Here is a 20,341-nt window from a genome sequence, read left to right as displayed (position 1 = left end):
CTACCTCTTACTGCGCTTGCACCCGCAGCTCGGCTGCGGAACGGCTACGGTGACCCAACAGCGCTTTGACATCGCTGGACTTCGGTTTGACCAGGGCGAACTTCGGCGCCCACTCCGGCCAGTTGGCCAGGATCTCTTCCGCGCGGGAAGAGCCGGTCGCCTGCACGTGTTCGGTGATCAGGCCGCGCAGATGCTCCTCATGGATCGCCAACTGATCGACATCCAGCACTTCCACCAGCTCCGGGTTCACGCGCTTGCGGAACTCGCCGTCTTCGTCCAGCACGTAGGCGAAGCCGCCGGTCATGCCGGCGCCGAAGTTGATGCCGGTTTTACCCAGCACGCAGACGATGCCGCCGGTCATGTATTCGCAGCCGTTGTCGCCGATGCCTTCCACCACGGTGATGGCGCCGGAGTTGCGCACCGCGAAACGCTCGCCCGCGCGGCCGGCGGCGAACAGCTTGCCGCCGGTGGCGCCGTACAGGCAGGTGTTGCCGACGATGCTGGCTTCATGGCTGCGGAAGGCGGAGCCGATCGGCGGACGCACCGCGATGCTGCCGCCGGCCATGCCCTTGCCGACATAGTCGTTGGCGTCGCCGGTCAGGGTCAGCTCGACGCCGCCGGCGTTCCAGACGCCGAAGCTCTGCCCGGCGGTGCCGGAGAAGTGCGCCTTGATCGGATCGGCCGCCATGCCCTGATCGCCGTGCACGTTGGCGATAGCGCCGGACAGCATGGCGCCCACGGAGCGGTCAGTGTTGCGAATGTCGAAGTAGAAGGTTTTACCCTGTTTCGCTTCGATATGCGGCTGTGCCTGCGCCAGTAGCTCTTTGTTCAGCAGGCCCTTGTCGAACGCCGGGTTGCTGCTTTCGGTGCAGTACACCGCTTTACCCGGATGCGGCGTGGCGGTTTTCAGCAGCGGCGACAGATCCAGCTTGTTCTGCTTGGCGGAAATGCCGTCCAGCTCGGTCAGGAACTCGGTGCGGCCGATCAGATCCACCAACTGGCTCACGCCCAGTTGCGCCATGATCTCGCGGGTTTCACGCGCGATAAACTGGAAGTAATTCGTCACGCGTTCCGGCAGGCCGTGGTAGTGATCGCGGCGCAGCTTGTCGTCCTGAGTCGCGACGCCGGTCGCGCAGTTGTTGAGGTGGCAGATGCGCAGGTATTTGCAGCCCAGCGCCACCATCGGCCCGGTGCCGAAGCCGAAGCTTTCCGCGCCCAGGATCGCCGCTTTGACGATGTCCACACCGGTTTTCAGGCCGCCGTCCACCTGCAGGCGGATCTTGTGGCGCAGACCGTTGGCCACCAGCGCCTGCTGGGTTTCCACCAGGCCCAGTTCCCATGGGCAGCCGGCATATTTCACCGAGGACAGCGGGCTGGCGCCGGTGCCGCCGTCGTAACCGGCGATGGTGATCAGATCGGCATAGGCTTTCGCCACGCCGGTGGCGATGGTGCCGACGCCCGGCTCGGACACCAGTTTCACCGAGATCACCGCCTTCGGGTTGACCTGCTTCAGATCGAAGATCAGCTGCGCCAGATCTTCGATCGAGTAGATGTCGTGGTGCGGCGGTGGCGAGATCAGCGTCACGCCCGGCACCGAGTAACGCAGTCTGGCGATGTACGGGGTGACTTTGTCGCCCGGCAGCTGGCCACCTTCGCCCGGCTTGGCGCCTTGCGCCACCTTAATCTGGATCACGTCGGCGTTCACCAGGTAGGCCGGTGTTACGCCGAAGCGGCCGGAGGCCACCTGTTTGATGCGCGACACCTTGTTGGTGCGGTAGCGCGCCGGATCTTCGCCGCCTTCGCCGGAGTTGGAGAAGCCGCCGAGGCCGTTCATGGCGATCGCCAGTGATTCGTGCGCTTCCGGGCTCAGCGCGCCGATCGACATCGCCGCCGTGTCGAAGCGTTTGAACAGCGATTCCGCCGGTTCGACCTGATCGACCGGGATCGGTTCGCCTTTCGGCGTGATGGCCAGCAGATCGCGTAGCATGGCGACCGGCCGCTCGTTCACCAGCTTGGCGTAAGCCTGATAGTCGCTGTACTCGCCGCTGTGTACCGCTTTTTGCAGCGAGTTCACCACGTCCGGGTTGTAGGCGTGGTATTCGCCGCCGTGCACGAATTTCAGCAGGCCGCCTTGCTCCAGCGGTTTGCGTTTCAGCCAGGCGCGCTTGGAAAGGTTCTGCAGATCCTGCTGGAAATCGCTGAAGCTGGCGCCGCCAATGCGGCTGACCACGCCCTGGAAGCACAGATCCGCCAGATCGCGGTGCAGGCCGACCGCTTCGAACAGCTTGGAGCAGCGGTAAGAGGCGATGGTCGAAATGCCCATCTTGGACATGATCTTGTACAGACCTTTGTTGATGCCGTTGCGGTAGTTCAGCATCACGTCGCGGTATTTCTTGTCGATCGCCTGGCTGTCCACCAGCTTGGCCAGGGTTTCATAGGCCAGATACGGATAGATGGCGGTCGCGCCGAAGCCGAGCAGTACGGCGAAGTGGTGCGGATCGCGGGCGCTGGCGGTTTCAACGATCAGGTTGGCGTCGCAGCGCAGGCTTTTTTCCACCAGGCGGGTTTGCACGGCGCCGACTGCCATCGGAGCAGGCACCGGCAGGCGGCCGGGCGCGATGGCGCGGTCGGACAGCACCAACAGCACCGCACCTTCACGCACCTTGCGTTCCGCTTCGTCGCACAGGGCGCGGATGGTCTGCTCCAGATCCTGCTGCTGCGGATCGAAGGTCAGATCGAGCGTCTCGGCGCGATAGTATTCGCCTTCCAGCGTGGTGAGCTGTTTGAAATCGGAGTACAGCAGGATCGGCGATTTGAAGCTCAGGCGGTGTGCCTGGCCTTCGGCTTCGCAGAACACGTTCATTTCGCGGCCGATGCTGGTGGCCAGCGACATGACGTGCGCTTCACGCAGCGGATCGATCGGCGGATTGGTGACCTGCGCGAACTGCTGGCGGAAATAGTCGTAAACGATGCGCGGCCGGCTGGAGAGCACGGCGAACGGGGTATCGTCGCCCATCGAACCGGTGGCTTCCTGGCCAATTTCGCCCAGCACGCGGATCACCTGATCCAGCTCTTCACTGCTGTAGCCGAACTGTTTCTGATAGGTTTCGAGCTGCGCGTCGTCGAGCTCGCGGCTGCCGACCTGATCGTCCGGCAGATCTTCGAACGGCACCAGGCGTTTGACGTTTTTCTCCATCCACTCTTTATACGGGTGGCGGCTTTTCAGATCGTTGTCGGTTTCCGCCGAGTGCAGGATGCGGCCGCTGCGGGTGTCGATCACCATCAGCTCGCCGGGGCCGACGCGGCCTTTTTCCACCACTTCATCCGGCTGGTAATCCCAGATGCCGACTTCGGAGGCGCAGGTGATCAGCTTGTCTTTGGTGATCACGTAGCGCGCCGGGCGCAGGCCGTTGCGATCGAGGTTACAGGCGGCGTAGCGGCCGTCGGACATCACGATGCCGGCCGGGCCGTCCCACGGCTCCATGTGCATCGAGTTGAAGTCGAAGAAGGCGCGCAGATCGCCGTCCATGTCCGGGTTGTTCTGCCAGGCCGGCGGTACCAGCAGGCGCATGGCGCGGATGAGATCCATCCCGCCCGCCAGCAGCAGCTCCAGCATGTTGTCCAGCGAACTGGAGTCGGAGCCGGTTTCGTTGACGAACGGCGCGGCGGCCTGCAGATCCGGGATCAGCGGCGTTTGGAATTTATAGGTACGGGCGCGCGCCCACTGGCGGTTGCCGGTGATGGTGTTGATTTCGCCGTTGTGCGCCAGGTAGCGGAACGGCTGCGCCAGCGGCCAGCGCGGCACGGTGTTGGTGGAGAAGCGCTGGTGGAACAGGCAAATGGCCGACTCCAGGCGCAGGTCCGCCAGATCGAGATAGAAGCGCGGCAGATCCGCAGGCATGCACAGGCCTTTATAGATCGTCACCAGGTTAGAGAAGCTGCAGACGTAGAAACTGTCGTCCTGCACGCGTTTCTCGATGCGGCGACGCGCCACGAACAGGCGGCGCTCCATATCACGCGGGCGCCAGCCGGCCGGGGCGTTAACGAAGATTTGCTCGATGCGCGGCAGGGAGGATAGGGCGATTTCACCCAGCACGTCCGGGTTGGTCGGCACTTCGCGCCAGCCGACGATCGACAGCGTTTCGTTTTGCAGCTCTTCTTCCACGATGCGGCGGCTGAGGCGCGCTTCCTCTTCATTCTGGCTGAGGAACATCATGCCGACGGCGTAGTTCTTGGCCAAACGCCAGCCGCGCTCTTCCGCCACCATGCGGAAGAAGCGATCGGGTTTTTGCAGCAACAGGCCGCAGCCGTCGCCGGTCTTGCCGTCGGCGAGGATCGCGCCGCGGTGCTGCATGCGGGCCAGCGCGTGAATGGCGGTGCGCACCACCTTGTGGCTAGGTTCGCCTTCTATATGGGCGATCAGGCCGAAACCACAGTTGTCCCTCTCTTGGGATTTATCGTACAACATATCGTGAACCTCCCCAGGCTCTGCGTGACTCTCACAACCTACTGCGAGGGGGCTTCCCAATTTCAGGCAGAAGTCCAATCAGCAAGTTAACCCCGCCAATCTGCTTTTCCGCCCTCCATCAATGGCCTCTCGTGACGGTCTCACAAGTGGTATAGGACTTGTTTTAAGAGGGAGTCTTCAATTACTGCATAAATATGACGAGACGTTTGCCCGTCCAGAAAGCTTCCAGCGGACTTCCAACTTAGCGAGAAAGAATTCGCAGGTCAAATGTGGGCTTAAGATAGATTCTTATCGAATTGATGATGTTTATTTATTTGAAAAATAAGTATTTTAATGCATTTTTGCACTATCGTGGGGCAGCACCGATCCCCGCAGAAGTGTGAGCTGTCTCACTATAGTGCAACCCCTTAATCTCTGCACCATGCTAGTGCGGAGGGTAATGCCAGAATTTTATTCTATAAGATATTGCTTAGCTGATGTTTATGACTATTTTTCACCGTGTTGTCATATTGCCGTTAACGGTTGCGTGACGATTAGAATAATTCATCAGAATTAGAGTGAATTGATTTGCGTTTATGATGAATAGTTATGCCTGATGGCGCCTTGCGGGGAAAGCGTTGATCTCTGTCATCGCGGGAAAAACCGTTTCTTATTAACATCGCGGCTTTGAACACAGAGAAGCACCAAGATTATGCAGTTGCCGCAATTAGTCAATATGTTTGGCGCGGATCTCCAGCGCCGCTATGGCGAAAAGATCCATAAACTCACGCTGCACGGCGGATTCAGCTGCCCTAACCGCGACGGCACGTTGGGGCGCGGCGGCTGTACGTTCTGCAATGTCGCCTCGTTCGCCGATGAAGCGATGCAACGCCAAAGCATTGCCGAACAGCTGGCGCAGCAGGCCGCGCGGGCCGATCGGGCGCGGCGCTATCTGGCCTATTTCCAGGCCTATACCAGCACCTATGCGGAGGTTGAACGGCTGGAGACGATGTATCGGCAGGCGTTGGCGCAGAGCGCCATGGTCGGTCTGTGCGTCGGCACCCGGCCGGACTGCGTGCCGCCCGCCGCGCTGGATCTGCTGACGGGATACCGCGAGCAAGGCTATGAAGTGTGGCTGGAGCTGGGGCTGCAGACGGCGCACGATAAAACGCTGAAGCGCATCAACCGCGGCCATGATTTTCGCTGTTATCAGCAGACTGCGCGACTGGCCCGGCAGCGCGGGCTGAAGGTGTGCTGCCATCTGATCGTCGGGCTGCCGGGAGAAACTCAGCGCGATCATCTGCTCACGCTGCAGCGGGTGACGGAGACCGGCGTGGATGGCATCAAACTGCATCCGCTGCACGTCGTCACCGGCAGTACCCTGGCGCGGGCGTGGCATGCCGGGCGGTTGCCCGAACTGGCGTTGGAGGACTACGCCGCCAGCGCCGGGGAGATGATCCGCCATACGCCGGGCGAGGTGGTGTACCACCGTCTTTCCGCCAGCGCCCGTCGGCCGACGCTGGTGGCGCCGCTGTGGTGCGAAAACCGCTGGAGCGGCATGCAGGCGGTCGGCGCTTATCTGCAGCAATACGGCGGGCAGGGCAGCGCGCTGGATGAAAAGCGGCGCTACCGCCCCGGAATGCCGCTCTGAAGTGCAATCTTTGCCACACTTCGGCGTTTGCCGCCTTATCTCATCGCGGTTTTACGGTATGATTCAAAAGATTGTGTCTGATGGGAGCCGCTATGAAGCAAATCCGGGTGTTGGCCCAGTACTACGTTGATTTAATGGTGAAACTGGGGTTGGTGCGCTTCTCGCTGCTGCTGGCCTCGGCGCTGGTGGTGCTGGCGATGGTGGTGCAGATGGCGGTGACCATGCTGCTGCGCGGCGAAGTGGAAAGCATCGACGTGGTGCGTTCAATCTTCTTCGGTCTGTTGATCACCCCGTGGGCGGTCTACTTTCTCTCGGTGGTAGTGGAACAGCTGGAAGAGTCGCGCCAACGGCTGGCGCGGCTGGTGGACAAGCTGGAAGAGATGCGCCACCGCGATCTGGAGCTTAATCAGCAGCTCAAAGACAATATCAGCCAGCTGAATCAGGAGATCGCCGACCGTATCAAAGCGGAAGAAGAGCGCCTGCAGGTGATGGAAAAGCTGACGGAAGAGATGGAGCAGCGCGAGCAGGCGCAGATTGAGCTGGGCCAGCAATCGGCGCTGCTGCGTTCCTTCCTCGATGCCTCGCCGGATTTGGTCTACTACCGCAACGAAGACAAAGAGTTTTCCGGCTGTAACCGCGCGATGGAACTGCTGACCGGCAAGAGCGAGAAACAGCTGATCGGCCTGACGCCGTTCGACGTCTACGGCCAGGAGATCGCCGAAAAGGTCATTGAGACCGACGAGAAGGTGTTCCGCCACAACGTTTCGCTGACCTACGAACAATGGCTGGTGTATCCCGACGGCCGCAAGGCCTGTTTCGAGCTGCGCAAGGTCCCGTTTTACGACCGGGTGGGCAAACGCCACGGGCTGATGGGCTTCGGCCGCGATATTACCGAGCGTAAGCGCTACCAGGACGCGCTGGAGAACGCCAGCAGGGAGAAGACCACCTTTATCTCCACCATCAGCCACGAGCTGCGTACGCCGCTTAACGGCATCGTCGGCCTGAGCCGCATTTTGCTTGATACCGAGCTGAACGACGAGCAGCTGAAATACCTGAAGACCATTCACGTCAGCGCCATCACCCTCGGCAATATCTTCAACGACATTATCGAAATGGACAAGCTCGAGCGGCGCAAGGTGCAGCTCGACAACCAGCCGGTGGACTTCACCGGATTCCTGGCGGATCTGGAGAATCTCTCGGGCCTGCTGGCGCAGCCGAAAGGGCTGCAGTTCATCATGGAGCCGCAGACGCCGCTGCCGCAGCAGATCGTGACCGACGGCACGCGCCTGCGGCAGATCTTGTGGAACCTGATCGGCAACGCGGTGAAATTTACCCAGCAGGGGCAAATTGTGGTGCGCGTGCGGCGCGAGGCGCAGGAGAAGCTGGTGTTCGAAGTGGAAGACTCGGGCATGGGCATCCCGCAGGACGAGCAGGACAAGATCTTCGCCATGTATTATCAGGTGAAAGATCAGCGCGGCGGCCGTCCGGCCACCGGCACCGGCATCGGGCTGGCGGTCTCCAAACGGCTGGCGCAGAGCATGGGCGGCGACATTACCGTGCGCAGCGAACAAGGGCACGGTTCTTGCTTCACTTTGACCATCAAGGCGCCGGCGGTGCAGGAAGCCGTCAGCGCGGCGCCGGAGGAAGAGGAGCTGCCGTTGCCGGCGCTGCACATCCTGCTGGTGGAAGATATCGAACTGAACGTGATCGTGGCGCGCTCGGTGCTGGAGAAGCTGGGCAACAGCGTCGAGGTGGCGATGAACGGCCATGACGCGCTGGCGATGTTCGATCCGGACGAGTTCGATCTGGTGCTGCTGGACATCCAACTGCCGGACATGACCGGGTTGGATATCGCCCGGGCGCTGCGCGAGCGTTACGCCGGGCAGGCGCTGCCGCCGTTGGTGGCCCTGACCGCCAACGTGCTGAAAGACAAAAAAGAGTATCTCGAGGCGGGCATGGACGATGTGCTGAGCAAGCCGCTGTCGGTGCCGGCGCTGACCAAGGTCATCAAACACTATTGGGATCATCAACCTTCTCACACTTCTAAGAAAACGGAGCACAAGGCGATGCAGATTAATGAGTCGTTACTCGATACCGCGATGCTGGAGCAGTACATGGACCTGGTTGGCCCGCAGTTGATCCATCAAAGTCTGGAGATGTTCGAACAGATGATGCCGGGTTATCTGGCGGTGCTGGATTCCAATATGACGGCGCGCGATCAGAAAGGCATCACCGAGGAAGGGCACAAGATCAAGGGCGCCGCCGGTTCGGTCGGCCTGCGTCACCTGCAGCAGTTGGCGCAACAGATTCAAACGCCGACGCTGCCGGCCTGGTGGGATAACGTGCAGGACTGGGTAGATGAGCTGAAGCAAGAGTGGCGTAACGACGTGCAGGTACTGCGGGCTTGGGTAGAGAACGCTGAAAAAAAATGACCCCGACGTGAGCCGGGGTGCGCGAATATTGCGCCAACACCAGGGAAATTGTGAACCTGCGTATTGGTTTCAGTGTTCTGGTCGAGCAGGTTGTAGCGAATTCCTAAACATCATACAGCCAACAACATAGCAAATGTAAGCGCTCTTGTTAGAAGATTCATTAAAATGTGTGATGTAGATTAGTGTTTGTCAACTCCGAGCACGAACCAGTTGACAGCAGCGACAGGAGGAAGAGTGATGAAAAAGGTGGGTGTAGTCCTCAGCGGCAGCGGCGTTTATGACGGTACGGAGATCCACGAAGCGGTGCTGACGCTGCTGGCGCTGGACCGTGCCGGCGCGCAGGCGGTGTGTTTTGCGCCTGATAAACCGCAACGCCATGTTATTAATCACTTATCTGGTGAGGAGGTGGCGGAATCGCGCAACGTCCTGATTGAATCGGCGCGCATTGCCCGCGGCGCAGTGCAGCCGTTGGCGCTGGCGGAGGCCGCGCAGCTGGATGCGCTGATTGTGCCCGGCGGCTTTGGCGCCGCCAGGAATCTCAGCAATTTCGCCGAGGCCGGCGCGGAATGTTGGGTCGATGAAGCGTTGGCGCGTCTGACGCGCGAGATGCATAAGGCCAACAAACCAATTGGCCTGATGTGCATCGCACCGGCGCTGTTGCCGAAGCTGCTCGATCAACAAGCGCGGCTGACCATTGGCAACGATCCCGACCTGGGAGAAGTGATTGACGCCATGGGCGGCGAGCCGGTGATTTGCCCGGTGGACGACATCGTGGTGGACAGCGAGCACAAGATCGTGACCACGCCAGCCTATATGCTGGCGCCGTCGATCGCGCAGGCGGCCGTCGGCATCGATAAACTGGTGGCGCGGGTGCTGGAACTGGCTGAATGAGCAAATCGGTCGGCGGATGGCGGCGGCTGCGTCCGTGGTATTGGCTGAAACGCGGCGTCATCGCGATTATCGGCCTGTGGGTGTTGGGCATTGTGGCCTTCGCCTTCCTGCCGGTGCCGTTTTCCGCCGTGATGGTGGAGCGGCAGATCAGCGCCTGGCTGAGCGGCGACTTCGGCTACGTCGCTCATTCGGACTGGGTGTCGATGGACGACATTTCGCCGCAGATGGCGCTGGCGGTGATGGCGGCGGAAGATCAGAAGTTTCCAGACCATTGGGGCTTCGATGTGGCGGCCATTGAAAAGGCGCTCAGCCACAACGAGAAGCGCCCGACGCGCATCCGCGGCGCGTCCACGCTGTCGCAGCAGACCGCTAAAAACCTGTTTTTGTGGGATGGCCGCAGCTGGCTGCGCAAAGGGTTGGAGGCCGGGCTGACGTCGGGCATCGAGCTGGTGTGGACCAAGCGACGTATTCTGACGGTGTATCTGAACATCGTGGAGTTCGGCGACGGGGTGTTCGGCGTGGAAGAGGCTTCACAGCGCTTTTTCCATAAGCCGGCCAAGCGCCTGACCGCGGCCGAAGCGGCGCTGCTGGCGGCGGTATTGCCGAATCCGCACCGCTTCAGGGCTGATGCGCCGTCCGGTTATGTGGCGCAGCGACAGCAGTGGATTATGCGGCAGATGCGCCAGTTGGGTGGGGAAGGTTTCCTGAAAGAGAACAAGCTGGATTAAGCGGGCGATACCCTGCTTTCGGGCAAGGTATCCCTCTCTTCGGTGGCTAATGCCGCATCAGGGCTTTTCGCTGATAAATGCAGTTAAATCCGCGTGCATCTTTTTAAGCGATAGTTCATCCACGTACGGCATATGCCCGGTGTCATACCAATAGAAACGGATATTGTCGCGTAATTTGGGCGACACGGGCAGATGGCTCATCTCATATTTGGCGACGAAGTAAGGGGTGGCCAGGTCGTAAACCCCGCCAATCACCATCACTCTCATTGTCGGAGTCATTTTCATCACTCGCGACAGGTTCGGCAACACGTTAAATGATCTGTCCCGGCTGTTGCTGGACATGTTCCAGTCATAGACCTCATTGGAAAATGCGCGATAGTTTTGGTCGGCGCTAAAATGCAGCGTTTTGCCAAGATAATCGTGGAATTGCGCGACGTAGGCGGAAGTAATTGCACTGACGTTGGGATCGTAGTTGGACGTTTCAGCGATATTATCCAGCGACGGCCCACGATAGCGGGTATCGATTCTGCCAATGGTCTCGTCTTGGCTGCGCAACAGTTGCTTGGCGAAGACCGGTCCACTCAGGCGCAAATTGGCATTGAGCCAATAATCGGCCGGAATGCCGGTAAATTGGTAAAGCTGCTCGGCGAGCGTTTGGCGATCTTTTTCAGGCAGATTGGCACCTTGCAGCAAGGCTGGGGCATAAGTCCCCAGCGCAAACTGCTCGGCCTGGTCTAACAGGGTTTTCAGGCTCTGGTGTTTGCCCGGCAGCCGCTGGTGGTACCATGCGCTGGCTGCGTAGGTTGGGAGCGCCAGATAGTAAGGTTGATCGACGCCGGGGTTTTGATTGGGATCGTCGACGTTATTGTCGTAGTTCAGAAACTGCGACATCAGGATAATACCGTTAAGATCGATATTCTGATTTTTTAGCGTCTCGGCCAATACCACCGAGCGGGTAGTGCCGTAGCTTTCACCCAATAAATATTTAGGTGAGTTCCAGCGTTGGTAATGCGTTAAAAACTGAACGATAAATTGAGAAAAAGCCTGAGCATCACCGTTGACGCCATAGACGTTGCTGGCACTCTGTGCTTTTTGCTGCGCTCTCTCCGGCTGGCTGGCGGCACTGCTGGAAAAGCGGCTGTAACCCGTTCCGGGGGCATCGATAAACACCAGATCGCTGACGTTGAGCAGACTGTATTGGTTATCGGTGAGTTGGTAAGGCGCAAGCTGTGTTTTCTCTGGCTGAGTAGCGATAACCCGTTTAGGCCCCAGCGCCCCCATATGCAGCCACAGCGAGGCGGAGCCCGGCCCGCCGTTGTAGATAAAGGTAATCGGCCTGCTTTCGTTCTTATTCTCATTCTTTTTGAAATACGCAACATAGAACATGCCGGTCACGGGATCTTCCGGATCCTCTTTACTCAATTCCAGCACCCCGGTTTGCGCCTGATAATTGATTTTTACCTGGTCGACCGTGATCGCGCCTTGAGTAGCAACGGTTTGACCGGTCATCGGGGGCGGGGCATGTTCGGCGCGGGGCGTATCCTGAGTGGGATTGGCGGCGGAAACTCCGGCGGTGAATAAAGAAACGGCAGTGAGAAAACCGATTAAAATTCTGTCCATTTGAATTTTATCCGTAATGAAGTGAGAGATTACTTTAAACGCGGCTCATTAAACCAGGGTAAAACAGCGGGAAGCGTACAGAAAAGCGGCAAGGGGAAGCCCCCTTGCCTGAAGGATCATTTCACATAGGTAAAGGCGGTGGTGACGTGCTTCACGCCGCTGACCTGGCTGGCGATCTGCGCCGCCGACTGCCCTTCCTGCTGTGTGACCAGGCCCAGCAAGAACACTTCGCCGTTTTCGGTGGTGACTTTCACGTTGGACGATTTCACCGTATCGCTGGTCAACAGCTGCGAACGCACTTTGGTGGTGATCCAGGTGTCGGAGGACGCGGTGCTCAGGCTGACCGGCGTGCCCTGGCGAATTTCGTTATACACTTCGGTCGTGCCTTCCACGCCCATGGCGATCTGCTTGGCGCGCGCGGTGAGATCGGCGTTAGGCGACTGGCCGGTCAACAGCACCTTGCCCTGATAGGCGGTGGCGACCACCCGGGCCTCTTTCTTCAACTGCTGGTCTTTGCTCAGGGCGCTTTCTACCCTGGCTTCCAGCGTGCCGTCATCCACCTGGGTCCCTACGCTACGCGGGTCGGTGGCGGTTTTGGTGGCGACGGCCGCACTGCCGACGACGACGCCGGCGATACAGCCTTGTAACAGCAGGGCGCTGGACAGCACTGCAAATGTGGCTTTTAGCTTCATCTCAGTTCCTTAATCGTCCTGGTGGGGGAATAACGTATTGTCTATCAGGTCGCACAGGCAGTTTACGGTCAGCATATGCATTTCCTGAATGCGCGAACTGCGGTGCGACGGGATGCGGATCTCGACATCCTGTTGGCCGAGCAACCCGGCCAGCTCGCCGCCGTCGTAGCCGGTGAGCGCGACGATGGTCATATCGCGGGTCACGGCCGCTTCGACCGCTTTCACAATATCACGGCTGTTGCCGCGGGTGGAAATCGCCAGCAGCACGTCGCCGGTGTGCCCGAGCGCGCGCACCTGCTTGGCGTACACTTCGTCGTGCAGCCGATCGTTGCTGATCGCCGTCAGCACCACGTTGTCGGCGTTGAGGGCGATGGCCGGCAGGCTGGGGCGCTCGGTTTCAAAACGGTTGATCATGCTGGCGGCGAAGTGCTGCGCGTTGGCCGCCGAGGTGCCGTTGCCGCAGCACAGGATTTTGTTGCCGTTGAGTAAGGATTGAACCAGCGTCATCGCAGCGCGGGAAATGGCGTCAGGCAACGCTTCCGCCGCCGCGATCTGGGTTTGGATGCTTTCGGTAAAACAGACTTTAATTCTATCCAGCACGTTGTATTAATCCACTAAGTCAAAGGGCCGGTCTGCGCCGCAAAACCCCAATTAATCCGCATTGAAGGCGTTGGGTATCCATTCTAACTGGCTACCGGTAATGGCCAAAACATCAAAACGGCAAGATGATGTGTCAAAACTGGCGCCGCGCCCCGCCAGCCAGACGGCGGCGGCGTGCAGCAACCGCTGTTGTTTGCGAGAGGTAACGCTGGCGGCCGCGCCGCCGAAGGCGTCGTTGCGGCGGTAGCGCACTTCGACGAACACCCAGGTGGCGCCGTCGCGCATGATGAGGTCGAGCTCGCCGCCGCGCACCGCAACGTTGGCGGCGCAGAAGGTGAGCCCGGCGCGTTCCAGATGACGGCGGGCCAGTAACTCATAGCCCGCCCCGGCGGCGCGTGGGTTCAAGAGACCGGCACGACCGTACCCTGACGATATTGCAGCCAAGGCAGCTTGCGGTTGATCACGCAGTTCGGCGACGCGCTCAGCGTGCCGGTGGTGCCGGAAACCTGGAAGCCCGGCAGCTGGCGCATTTCAGCAAAGTGGTTGGCCAATGTCCAGGCATCCATCCCCATCGCATACAGGCGCACCAGCGAGTAATCGTTGCGGAAACGCGCGCTGGCCTGCTGCAACAGCTGTGGGTTTGAGCCCGCCAGCAGAGGAATATCGCTGAACTGCAGACCTTCCATTTCCAGACGGAAGTCCGGGCCGGCGCCGGCCTGGTAGCTGCGCGAGCTGGCGTACATCGCCGGTTTGCCGCGCGAGCTGGTGGCCATGTCGATCATCGGTTTGATCAGCGTCAGTTGGGACTGGGTAGCGACGATATACACCGCGTCGACGCTGCCGCCGGTAGCGGCGGGCACGTCGCTCGGCGGCGCCGGAATGGTCAGCCCGGCGATGGTCACGCTCTGCGGCGCCGGGGCGCTCGACATCGGCGTGCCGGTCATGCGGATGCCGCCGCTGTTCACCATCTGGCGCAGTTCACCGGCGGAGCCGATGTCCTGACGCAGCACGGTTTGTCCACCTTGCTTCTGCCATTCCTGGTTAAAGGCCTTGGCGACGCGATCGCCGAAGGCGCCGCGCGGCACCAGCAGCAGCGGTTGACGCTTCTGTTGTTCCCAGATGTGGCGGGCGGCGTCGCGCGCTTCATCTTCCGGCGACAGGGCGAAGTAACAGATGTTCAGATTGTCCTTCGGCGTTTCGGGCTGGTTGAGCGCCAGCACGTTCAGCGTGGTGGTGCTGGCGGACAGCTGATCGACGTTCTCTTTCAGCAGCGGCCCGACCACCAGAGTGGCGCCATCCTGCTGCGCCTGGCTCAGCAAGGCGGCCAGCGGCTGGCTGGTGGTGTCGTACACTTTGACCTGCGCATTAGCGGCCTGCAGCGGCGTTATCGGCGCGCTGGACGGCGTAGCGGGTTGCGCGGCGGTCACGGCCGGCTGGCTCTCTTGCGCCGAAGGGCTGACCGCGCCGTTGGCGTTGATGTCACCGGCAGCGGCCTGATCGGCCGGCGCCGTTTGGGCCGGCGCGCCGGCCGGTTGCGCGGCTTGAGGCTGCGGCGCCGGCAGGGAACCGCCGTTTTTCGCCGCTTCGAACCCTTGCTGGATGGCGTCGGCGAACACTTTCGCCTGGCCGTTCAACGGCAGCAGCAGGGCGATTTTCGAGGTGGAGGCCTGGGTGAAGTTCAGCACCTGATTCAGGCGAGCCGGCAGCGTTTTGGCCGCCGGGTTCTTCGGATAACGGTTCTGCCAGTCTTTGATGCCGGCCTTCAGCAGATCGGGATCCTGCTTGTTGTCCTGATAGACACGCAGCAGATCCAGCCAGCCTTGCAGCACGTTCTCGTCGGCGTTGATCACCAGGTTGTTCATCTCCTGCGGCGTCAGCTGCAGCAGGGCCTGCCAGGTTTGATCCAGATTGTCCTGGTGCGCCTTGCCGGTCAGCAACGGCTCCTGAGCGATATAGGCGCGGATCAGCGGCAGCGATGCTTTGCCCTGGTTGGCGGCGATCTGCGCCTGGTAGTAGCGCACCTTTTGATTCGGCGACAGCGCACCGCTGTCCAGGTGGCCCAGCGTGCTGCGGGCGCTGACGTAGCTCTTGTTGGCGATCTGCAGTTCGGCGGCCAGCAACTGGCGTTCGGTCTGCTGTGCGCCGCTGAGGTTTTTCGGCAGCTGATTCAACTGGTCGCCGGCCTGCGGCAGTTTTCCTTCACGCAGCAAGGCGCGAATAGCAAGTAATTGCCAGTCAGCCTTGTTATCATCGCTGCTTTGCTGCAACTGCTGCAGGTAGTAATCGGAGCTGGCGCTCGCTTCGTCCTGTATATTGGCGGGCGGCGTTTGCGGGGCCCGACTCGGACAGCCTGCCAGGAAAAGGGCGGCCGCGATGACTGCGGTAAGTCGGACAGGCTTGGAACGCCCTGCTTTGGTACGAACGAATGTTGAGGAAAGCATACTGTATCCAGTGATGTTTTTTTCAAGATGCTCAATATTAAATCGGCAACCCGGATGAAACAATGAATCAACACCAACAATCAGTCATTTCTGCATCAACGCTGTATGTGGTGCCCACCCCAATCGGCAATCTGGGCGATATTACCCACCGCGCGTTAGAGGTACTGAAAAGCGTTGATCTGATCGCGGCGGAAGACACGCGCCATACCGGATTGCTGCTGCAACACTTCGCGATCAACGCGCGTCTGTTCGCGCTGCACGATCACAACGAACAGCAAAAGGCCGATCAGCTGCTGGCGAAACTGCAGGAAGGCCAGAGCATCGCGCTGGTTTCCGACGCCGGCACGCCGCTGATCAACGATCCCGGTTATCACCTGGTGCGCCGCTGCCGCGAGGCCGGCATTCGCGTGGTGCCGCTGCCGGGCGCCTGCGCCGCCACTACCGCGCTGTGCGCCGCGGGCGTCGCTTCCGACCGTTTCTGCTACGAAGGTTTTCTGCCGGCGAAAACCAAGGGGCGCAAGGATACGCTGATGGCGCTGGCGGAGGAACCGCGCACGCTGATTTTCTACGAATCCACTCACCGCCTGTTGGAAAGTCTGCAGGACATGGTCACCGTTTGGGGCCCGCAGCGTTATGTCGTGCTGGCGCGCGAGCTGACCAAAACCTGGGAATCTATCCACGGCGCGCCGGTGGGCGAGCTGCTGGCGTGGGTGCAGGAAGATGAAGTGCGCCGCCGCGGCGAAATGGTGCTGATCGTCGAAGGCCACAAGGCGCAGGAGGATGCGCTGCCGCTTGAGGCGCTGCGCACGCTGGCGCTGCTGCAAAAAGAGTTGCCGTTGAAAAAGGCGGCGGCGCTGGCGGCGGAAATCCACGGCGTGAAGAAAAATGCGCTGTATAAGCACGCGCTGGAGCAACAACAGCCGTAAAGCGGTTGACCTGCCGCCGCCGCGACGCTACTATCCGCGCCGGAGTTGACCAGACAGTCGCCGCTTCATTGCCGTCCTCTTCGGGGAGACAGATGGAGGGGAGGAAAGTCCGGGCTCCATAGGGCAGGGTGCCAGGTAACGCCTGGGAGGCGCAAGCCTACGACTAGTGCAACAGAGAGCAAACCGCCGATGGCCCGCGCAAGCGGGATCAGGTAAGGGTGAAAGGGTGCGGTAAGAGCGCACCGCGCGGCTGGCAACAGTTCGTGGCACGGTAAACTCCACCCGGAGCAAGGCCAAATAGGGGTTCACATGGTACGGCCCGTACTGAACCCGGGTAGGCTGCTTGAGCCAGTGAGCGATTGCTGGCCTAGAGGAATGACTGTCCACGACAGAACCCGGCTTACCGGTCAACTCCCTCGACAAAAGAAAACCCCGCGCAACGTGAGTTGCGCGGGTTTTTTCGTTTTCCGGCCGGCTTACACCGGCAGATCAATCAGCAGCGCGCGCAGCGGCGTCTCGGCGCGGATCGTCAGGCGGTTCTCCTCGCGCACGAAGGCGCCGTCGCCGCAGGTCAGGCGTTGTTCCTCGTGGCGCTCGCCGGTGGCGGCGATGGTGCCGTGTATCGACTGCAGATAAGCGCGCGGCCCGTTAATCGTCAGCGTTTGTTCTTCGCCCGGCTGCAGATCGAGATGATGGATCCAGGCCTGTTGACGCAGCTGCAGGCTGCCCTGCGCGCCGTCCGGCGAAGCCAACAGCAGGCTGCCCGCCGCCGGCAGCGCCAGGCGCTGCACCCGTTCGTTGCTGCGTTCCGGGCAGGCGTCCAGCCACAGCTGCAGGCGGGTGAGCGGCGTATCACTGCTGACGTTCTGCTCGCTGTAGCTCAGGCCCGGGTGGGTGGCCAACAGCAACGCTTCGCCGGCTTTAACGCGCGTGGTGTTGCCGTCGCTGTCGCGGTATTCCGCCTCGCCCTGCAGGATCAGGTTCAGGATATCCACGTTGGGATAGGTGCGCGGCTGGAACGACGCGCCCGGCGCCAGCACCTCCTGATTCAGCACCCGCAGCGACGCGTAGCCCATCAGTTTGGGATCGAAGTAGTGACCAAAAGAAAAGGTGTAGCGAGCCTGCAGCCAACCAAAGTCAGCTTGCCCGCATTGTTGTGCTGTTCTGCATGTAATCATGGCAATCGGCTCTCTAAATTCATTATCCAAATGGTAAGCATCTGGACGTCGGATTGTTAGCCAGTTAATCTGGTCGGCATATTCAAATTTCCTGACAGAGGGATGCGATGGCCAGAGATCGGGCGCTCACGCTTGAGGCACTAAGGGTGATGGATGCAATCGACCGGCGCGGCAGCTTCGCCGCGGCCGCCGACGAATTGGGCCGGGTGCCGTCGGCACTCAGCTACACCATGCAAAAATTGGAAGAAGAATTGGACGTGGTGCTGTTCGACCGTTCGGGCCACCGCACCAAGTTCACCAACGTGGGGCGCATGTTGCTGGAACGCGGTCGGGTGCTGCTGGAGGCGGCCGATAAGCTGACTACCGACGCCGAAGCGTTGGCGCGCGGTTGGGAAACTCACCTGACTATCGTCAGTGAAGCGCTGTCGCCACCGAGCCTGCTGTTTCCGCTGGTCGACAAGCTGGCGCTGAAAGCCAACACCCAGGTGTCCATTTTCACCGAGGTGCTGGCGGGCGCCTGGGAGCGGCTGGAGCAGGGGCGCGCCGACATCGTGATCGCGCCGGACATGCATTTCCGCGCGTCGTCGGAGATCAACACCCGCAAACTGTATAAGGTGATGAGCGTTTATGTCGCCGCGCCGGATCACCCGATCCACCTGGAGCCGGAGCCGCTTTCCGAAGTGACCCGCGTGAAGTACCGCGGCATTGCGGTGGCCGACACCGCCCGTGAGCGCCCGGTATTGACCGTACAGCTGCTGGACAAACAACAGCGCCTGACGGTGAGCACCATTGAAGACAAACGCCTGGCGCTGCTGGCCGGGTTGGGGGTGGCGACCATGCCGTACCCGATGGTGGAAAAAGATATCGAAGCCGGGCGGCTGCGCGTGGTCGGGCCGGAATACAGCCGCGAAGCCGACATCATCATGGCCTGGCGGCGCGACAGCATGGGGGAGGCGAAAGCCTGGTTCCTGCGTGAGATTCCGCGCCTGTTCGCGCAGCGTTAACGTCGGTTGGATGACATCCCCTTGCCGGGCGGCAAGGGGATTTTTTTCACCTTAACCGAAGCGCTGGTCGCGGCCGTGCGGCTCGTCCAGATCCTGCGCCGGCCCGATGGAAATGATGCCGTGCGGGTTGATGGTGGCGTGGCTGCGGTAGTAGTGGTTGCGAATGTGCGGCAGGCTGACCGTCTCGGCGATGCCTGGCATCTGGTAGATGTCGCGCAGGAAGCCGTACAGATTGAGGTAGTCGCTGATGCGGTGTTTATCGCACTTGAAGTGGGTGACGTACACCGGATCGAAACGCACCAGCGTGGTCCACAGACGCAGATCGGCTTCGGTCAGCCGATCGCCGGTCAGGTAACGATGCTGCCCCAGGATCTGCTCCAGGCGTTCCAGCGCGTTGAATACCCCGTTGACCGCTTCGTCATAGGCTTCCTGGCTGGTGGCAAAACCGGCCTTGTACACGCCGTTGTTCACTTGATCGTAAATCCAACCGTTCAGCTCATCGATCTTGCCGCGCAGCGCGGTCGGGTAGTAGTCGCCTGCCCGAGCGCCGACGCCGTCAAACGCGCTGTTGAACATGCGGATGATGTCGGCGGACTCGTTGCTGACGATGGTTTGCCGCTGTTTATCCCACAGTACCGGTACGGTCACGCGCCCGCTGTAGTGCGGATCGGCCCGCAGGTAGATCTGGTACAGGAAGTCGGCGTGATACAGCGGATCGCCGGTGGTTTCAGGAAAATCCTGGCCGAAGGTCCAGCCGTTTTCCAGCATCAGCGGGTGCACCACCGAGACCGGAATGATCTGCTCCAGCCCTTTCAGTTTGCGCATCAGCAGCGTGCGATGCGCCCAGGGGCAGGCGAGAGAAACATAAAGGTGATAACGGCCCGCTTCGGCCTGGAAGCCGCCCACGCCGTGTTCGCCCGGCTGACCGTCGGCGGTCACCCAATTGCGAAACTGAGCGGTTGAACGTTTGAAACGGCCGCCGGTAGATTTGGTGTCATACCAGATGTCTTGCCAAACGCCATCGACGAGTTGTCCCATGGGAATCTCCTTGGTGTCCGAGTTAAAAAACGACAGGGCCCGGCATGCCGGGCCCTGAATGACAGTTTAGATTACCATTTCTTGTTCAGAAGACGGTCGATGCTGAAGCCGCCTGGGCCTGCGACCGCCAACACGATGAAGCCGCCGGCGATGGTCAGGTTTTTCATGAACATCAGCTGGTTTACTTCGTTCGCAAAATCAGTGTGGAACAGCAGCGCGGTCAGGATGGTGAAACCGGCGGTGAACAGCGCCACGGTGCGGGTCAGGAAACCGAACAGGATCGCCAGACCGCCGCCAAATTCCAGCAGGATGGTCAGCGGCAGCAAGAAGCCAGGCACGCCCATAGATTGCATGTACTGTTGGGTACCGGCGTAGGCGTCACCCATTTTGCCGTAGCCTGCCACGATAAACAGGATTGGCATCAGAATACGAGCAACCAACAAACCTGTATCTTCTAATTTTTTCATCATCTACTCCAAAGTGTTTTTGTATGCCTGTTCGGCGGAAGCCATGTCAACGAGCGGTATATCAGGACATTCGCCCTGTCCGGCTCGTATCGTATTGATGGAGTGAATGTTAAGCGGGAAGTGCTCAGGTTGTTAGCAAGTAAAACTGTCGTAATTTTTCAAAAAATCTGAATCTTTAGCGTGCTAATAAAATGCCGCCGATCAGCAGGTTGCCCGGCCCCGGGGT

General features: G+C 60.4%; 15 protein-coding genes and 1 other RNA gene. 7 read left to right on the top strand and 9 right to left on the bottom strand.

What is annotated here, in order from left to right:
* Positions 1-7 precede the first annotated feature (7 nt).
* The gene (gltB, locus tag ACORQT_RS21500) at positions 8-4,468 is read right to left on the bottom strand and encodes a glutamate synthase large subunit (RefSeq protein ID WP_060660210.1); all 4,461 of its coding nucleotides are present in this window, start codon (positions 4,466-4,468) and stop codon (positions 8-10) included.
* Between the two features lie 691 nt (positions 4,469-5,159).
* Between gltB and ACORQT_RS21495 the strand changes: the two genes are divergently transcribed.
* The 4 genes from ACORQT_RS21495 to mtgA all read left to right on the top strand — a co-directional run bounded on the left by ACORQT_RS21495 (position 5,160) and on the right by mtgA (position 10,149).
* Positions 5,160-6,098, top strand: a complete 939-nt coding sequence (locus ACORQT_RS21495; protein WP_164057051.1) for a TIGR01212 family radical SAM protein — start codon at positions 5,160-5,162, stop codon at positions 6,096-6,098.
* A gap of 92 nt (positions 6,099-6,190) precedes the next feature.
* Complete coding sequence (arcB, locus tag ACORQT_RS21490; protein WP_033644509.1) at positions 6,191-8,530, top strand: aerobic respiration two-component sensor histidine kinase ArcB; 2,340 nt, start codon at positions 6,191-6,193, stop codon at positions 8,528-8,530.
* Between the two features lie 237 nt (positions 8,531-8,767).
* The gene (gene elbB, locus ACORQT_RS21485; protein WP_164057052.1) at positions 8,768-9,421 is read left to right on the top strand and encodes an isoprenoid biosynthesis glyoxalase ElbB; all 654 of its coding nucleotides are present in this window, start codon (positions 8,768-8,770) and stop codon (positions 9,419-9,421) included.
* On the top strand, positions 9,418-10,149 hold the full coding sequence (mtgA, locus tag ACORQT_RS21480) for a monofunctional biosynthetic peptidoglycan transglycosylase (RefSeq protein WP_033651258.1): 732 nt from the start codon (positions 9,418-9,420) through the stop codon (positions 10,147-10,149). Before elbB ends, mtgA begins: the two co-directional genes overlap by 4 nt.
* Positions 10,150-10,206: 57 nt before the next feature.
* On the opposite strand, the gene ACORQT_RS21475 is transcribed toward mtgA, so the two are convergent.
* From ACORQT_RS21475 to ACORQT_RS21455, 5 genes are all read right to left on the bottom strand, one after another.
* Positions 10,207-11,769: a S10 family peptidase gene (locus ACORQT_RS21475; RefSeq protein WP_033644513.1), complete on the bottom strand. Its 1,563-nt coding sequence runs from the start codon at positions 11,767-11,769 to the stop codon at positions 10,207-10,209.
* A 116-nt stretch (positions 11,770-11,885) separates the two neighbouring features.
* Positions 11,886-12,461, bottom strand: a complete 576-nt coding sequence (gene dolP, locus ACORQT_RS21470; protein WP_021505102.1) for a division/outer membrane stress-associated lipid-binding lipoprotein — start codon at positions 12,459-12,461, stop codon at positions 11,886-11,888.
* 9 nt (positions 12,462-12,470) lie between these two features.
* A complete protein-coding gene (gene diaA / locus ACORQT_RS21465) occupies positions 12,471-13,061 on the bottom strand; it encodes a DnaA initiator-associating protein DiaA (protein ID WP_004937103.1) in 591 nt (196 codons plus the stop codon).
* A 51-nt stretch (positions 13,062-13,112) separates the two neighbouring features.
* Complete coding sequence (locus ACORQT_RS21460; RefSeq protein WP_089192279.1) at positions 13,113-13,466, bottom strand: YraN family protein; 354 nt, start codon at positions 13,464-13,466, stop codon at positions 13,113-13,115.
* Positions 13,463-15,502, bottom strand: a complete 2,040-nt coding sequence (locus ACORQT_RS21455; RefSeq protein ID WP_164057053.1) for a penicillin-binding protein activator — start codon at positions 15,500-15,502, stop codon at positions 13,463-13,465. Before ACORQT_RS21455 ends, ACORQT_RS21460 begins: the two co-directional genes overlap by 4 nt.
* A gap of 62 nt (positions 15,503-15,564) precedes the next feature.
* On the opposite strand from ACORQT_RS21455, the gene rsmI reads away from it, so the two are divergent.
* Entirely contained in the window at positions 15,565-16,428 is an 864-nt protein-coding gene (rsmI, locus tag ACORQT_RS21450) for a 16S rRNA (cytidine(1402)-2'-O)-methyltransferase (protein ID WP_004937108.1), read from the top strand.
* 41 nt (positions 16,429-16,469) lie between these two features.
* An RNA gene (gene rnpB / locus ACORQT_RS21445) (RNase P RNA component class A) lies at positions 16,470-16,847 on the top strand.
* Positions 16,848-16,904: 57 nt separating this feature from the next.
* Here the strand turns inward: rnpB and ACORQT_RS21440 are convergent.
* Positions 16,905-17,606: a pirin family protein gene (locus tag ACORQT_RS21440; protein WP_164057054.1), complete on the bottom strand. Its 702-nt coding sequence runs from the start codon at positions 17,604-17,606 to the stop codon at positions 16,905-16,907.
* Between the two features lie 107 nt (positions 17,607-17,713).
* On the opposite strand from ACORQT_RS21440, the gene ACORQT_RS21435 reads away from it, so the two are divergent.
* On the top strand, positions 17,714-18,610 hold the full coding sequence (locus ACORQT_RS21435; protein WP_025304355.1) for a LysR family transcriptional regulator: 897 nt from the start codon (positions 17,714-17,716) through the stop codon (positions 18,608-18,610).
* Between the two features lie 51 nt (positions 18,611-18,661).
* Here the strand turns inward: ACORQT_RS21435 and ACORQT_RS21430 are convergent, their stop codons facing one another.
* Positions 18,662-19,648: a glutathione S-transferase family protein gene (locus ACORQT_RS21430; RefSeq protein WP_033651262.1), complete on the bottom strand. Its 987-nt coding sequence runs from the start codon at positions 19,646-19,648 to the stop codon at positions 18,662-18,664.
* A gap of 71 nt (positions 19,649-19,719) precedes the next feature.
* Complete coding sequence (locus ACORQT_RS21425; protein ID WP_033644519.1) at positions 19,720-20,115, bottom strand: DoxX family protein; 396 nt, start codon at positions 20,113-20,115, stop codon at positions 19,720-19,722.
* Positions 20,116-20,341: the final 226 nt, after the last annotated feature.

This window comes from Serratia sp. (in: enterobacteria) (assembly GCF_052400455.1).
In the GTDB taxonomy this organism is placed as follows: Bacteria; Pseudomonadota; Gammaproteobacteria; order Enterobacterales; family Enterobacteriaceae; genus Serratia; species Serratia ureilytica.
This window is presented reverse-complemented; position numbering and strand designations above follow the sequence as displayed.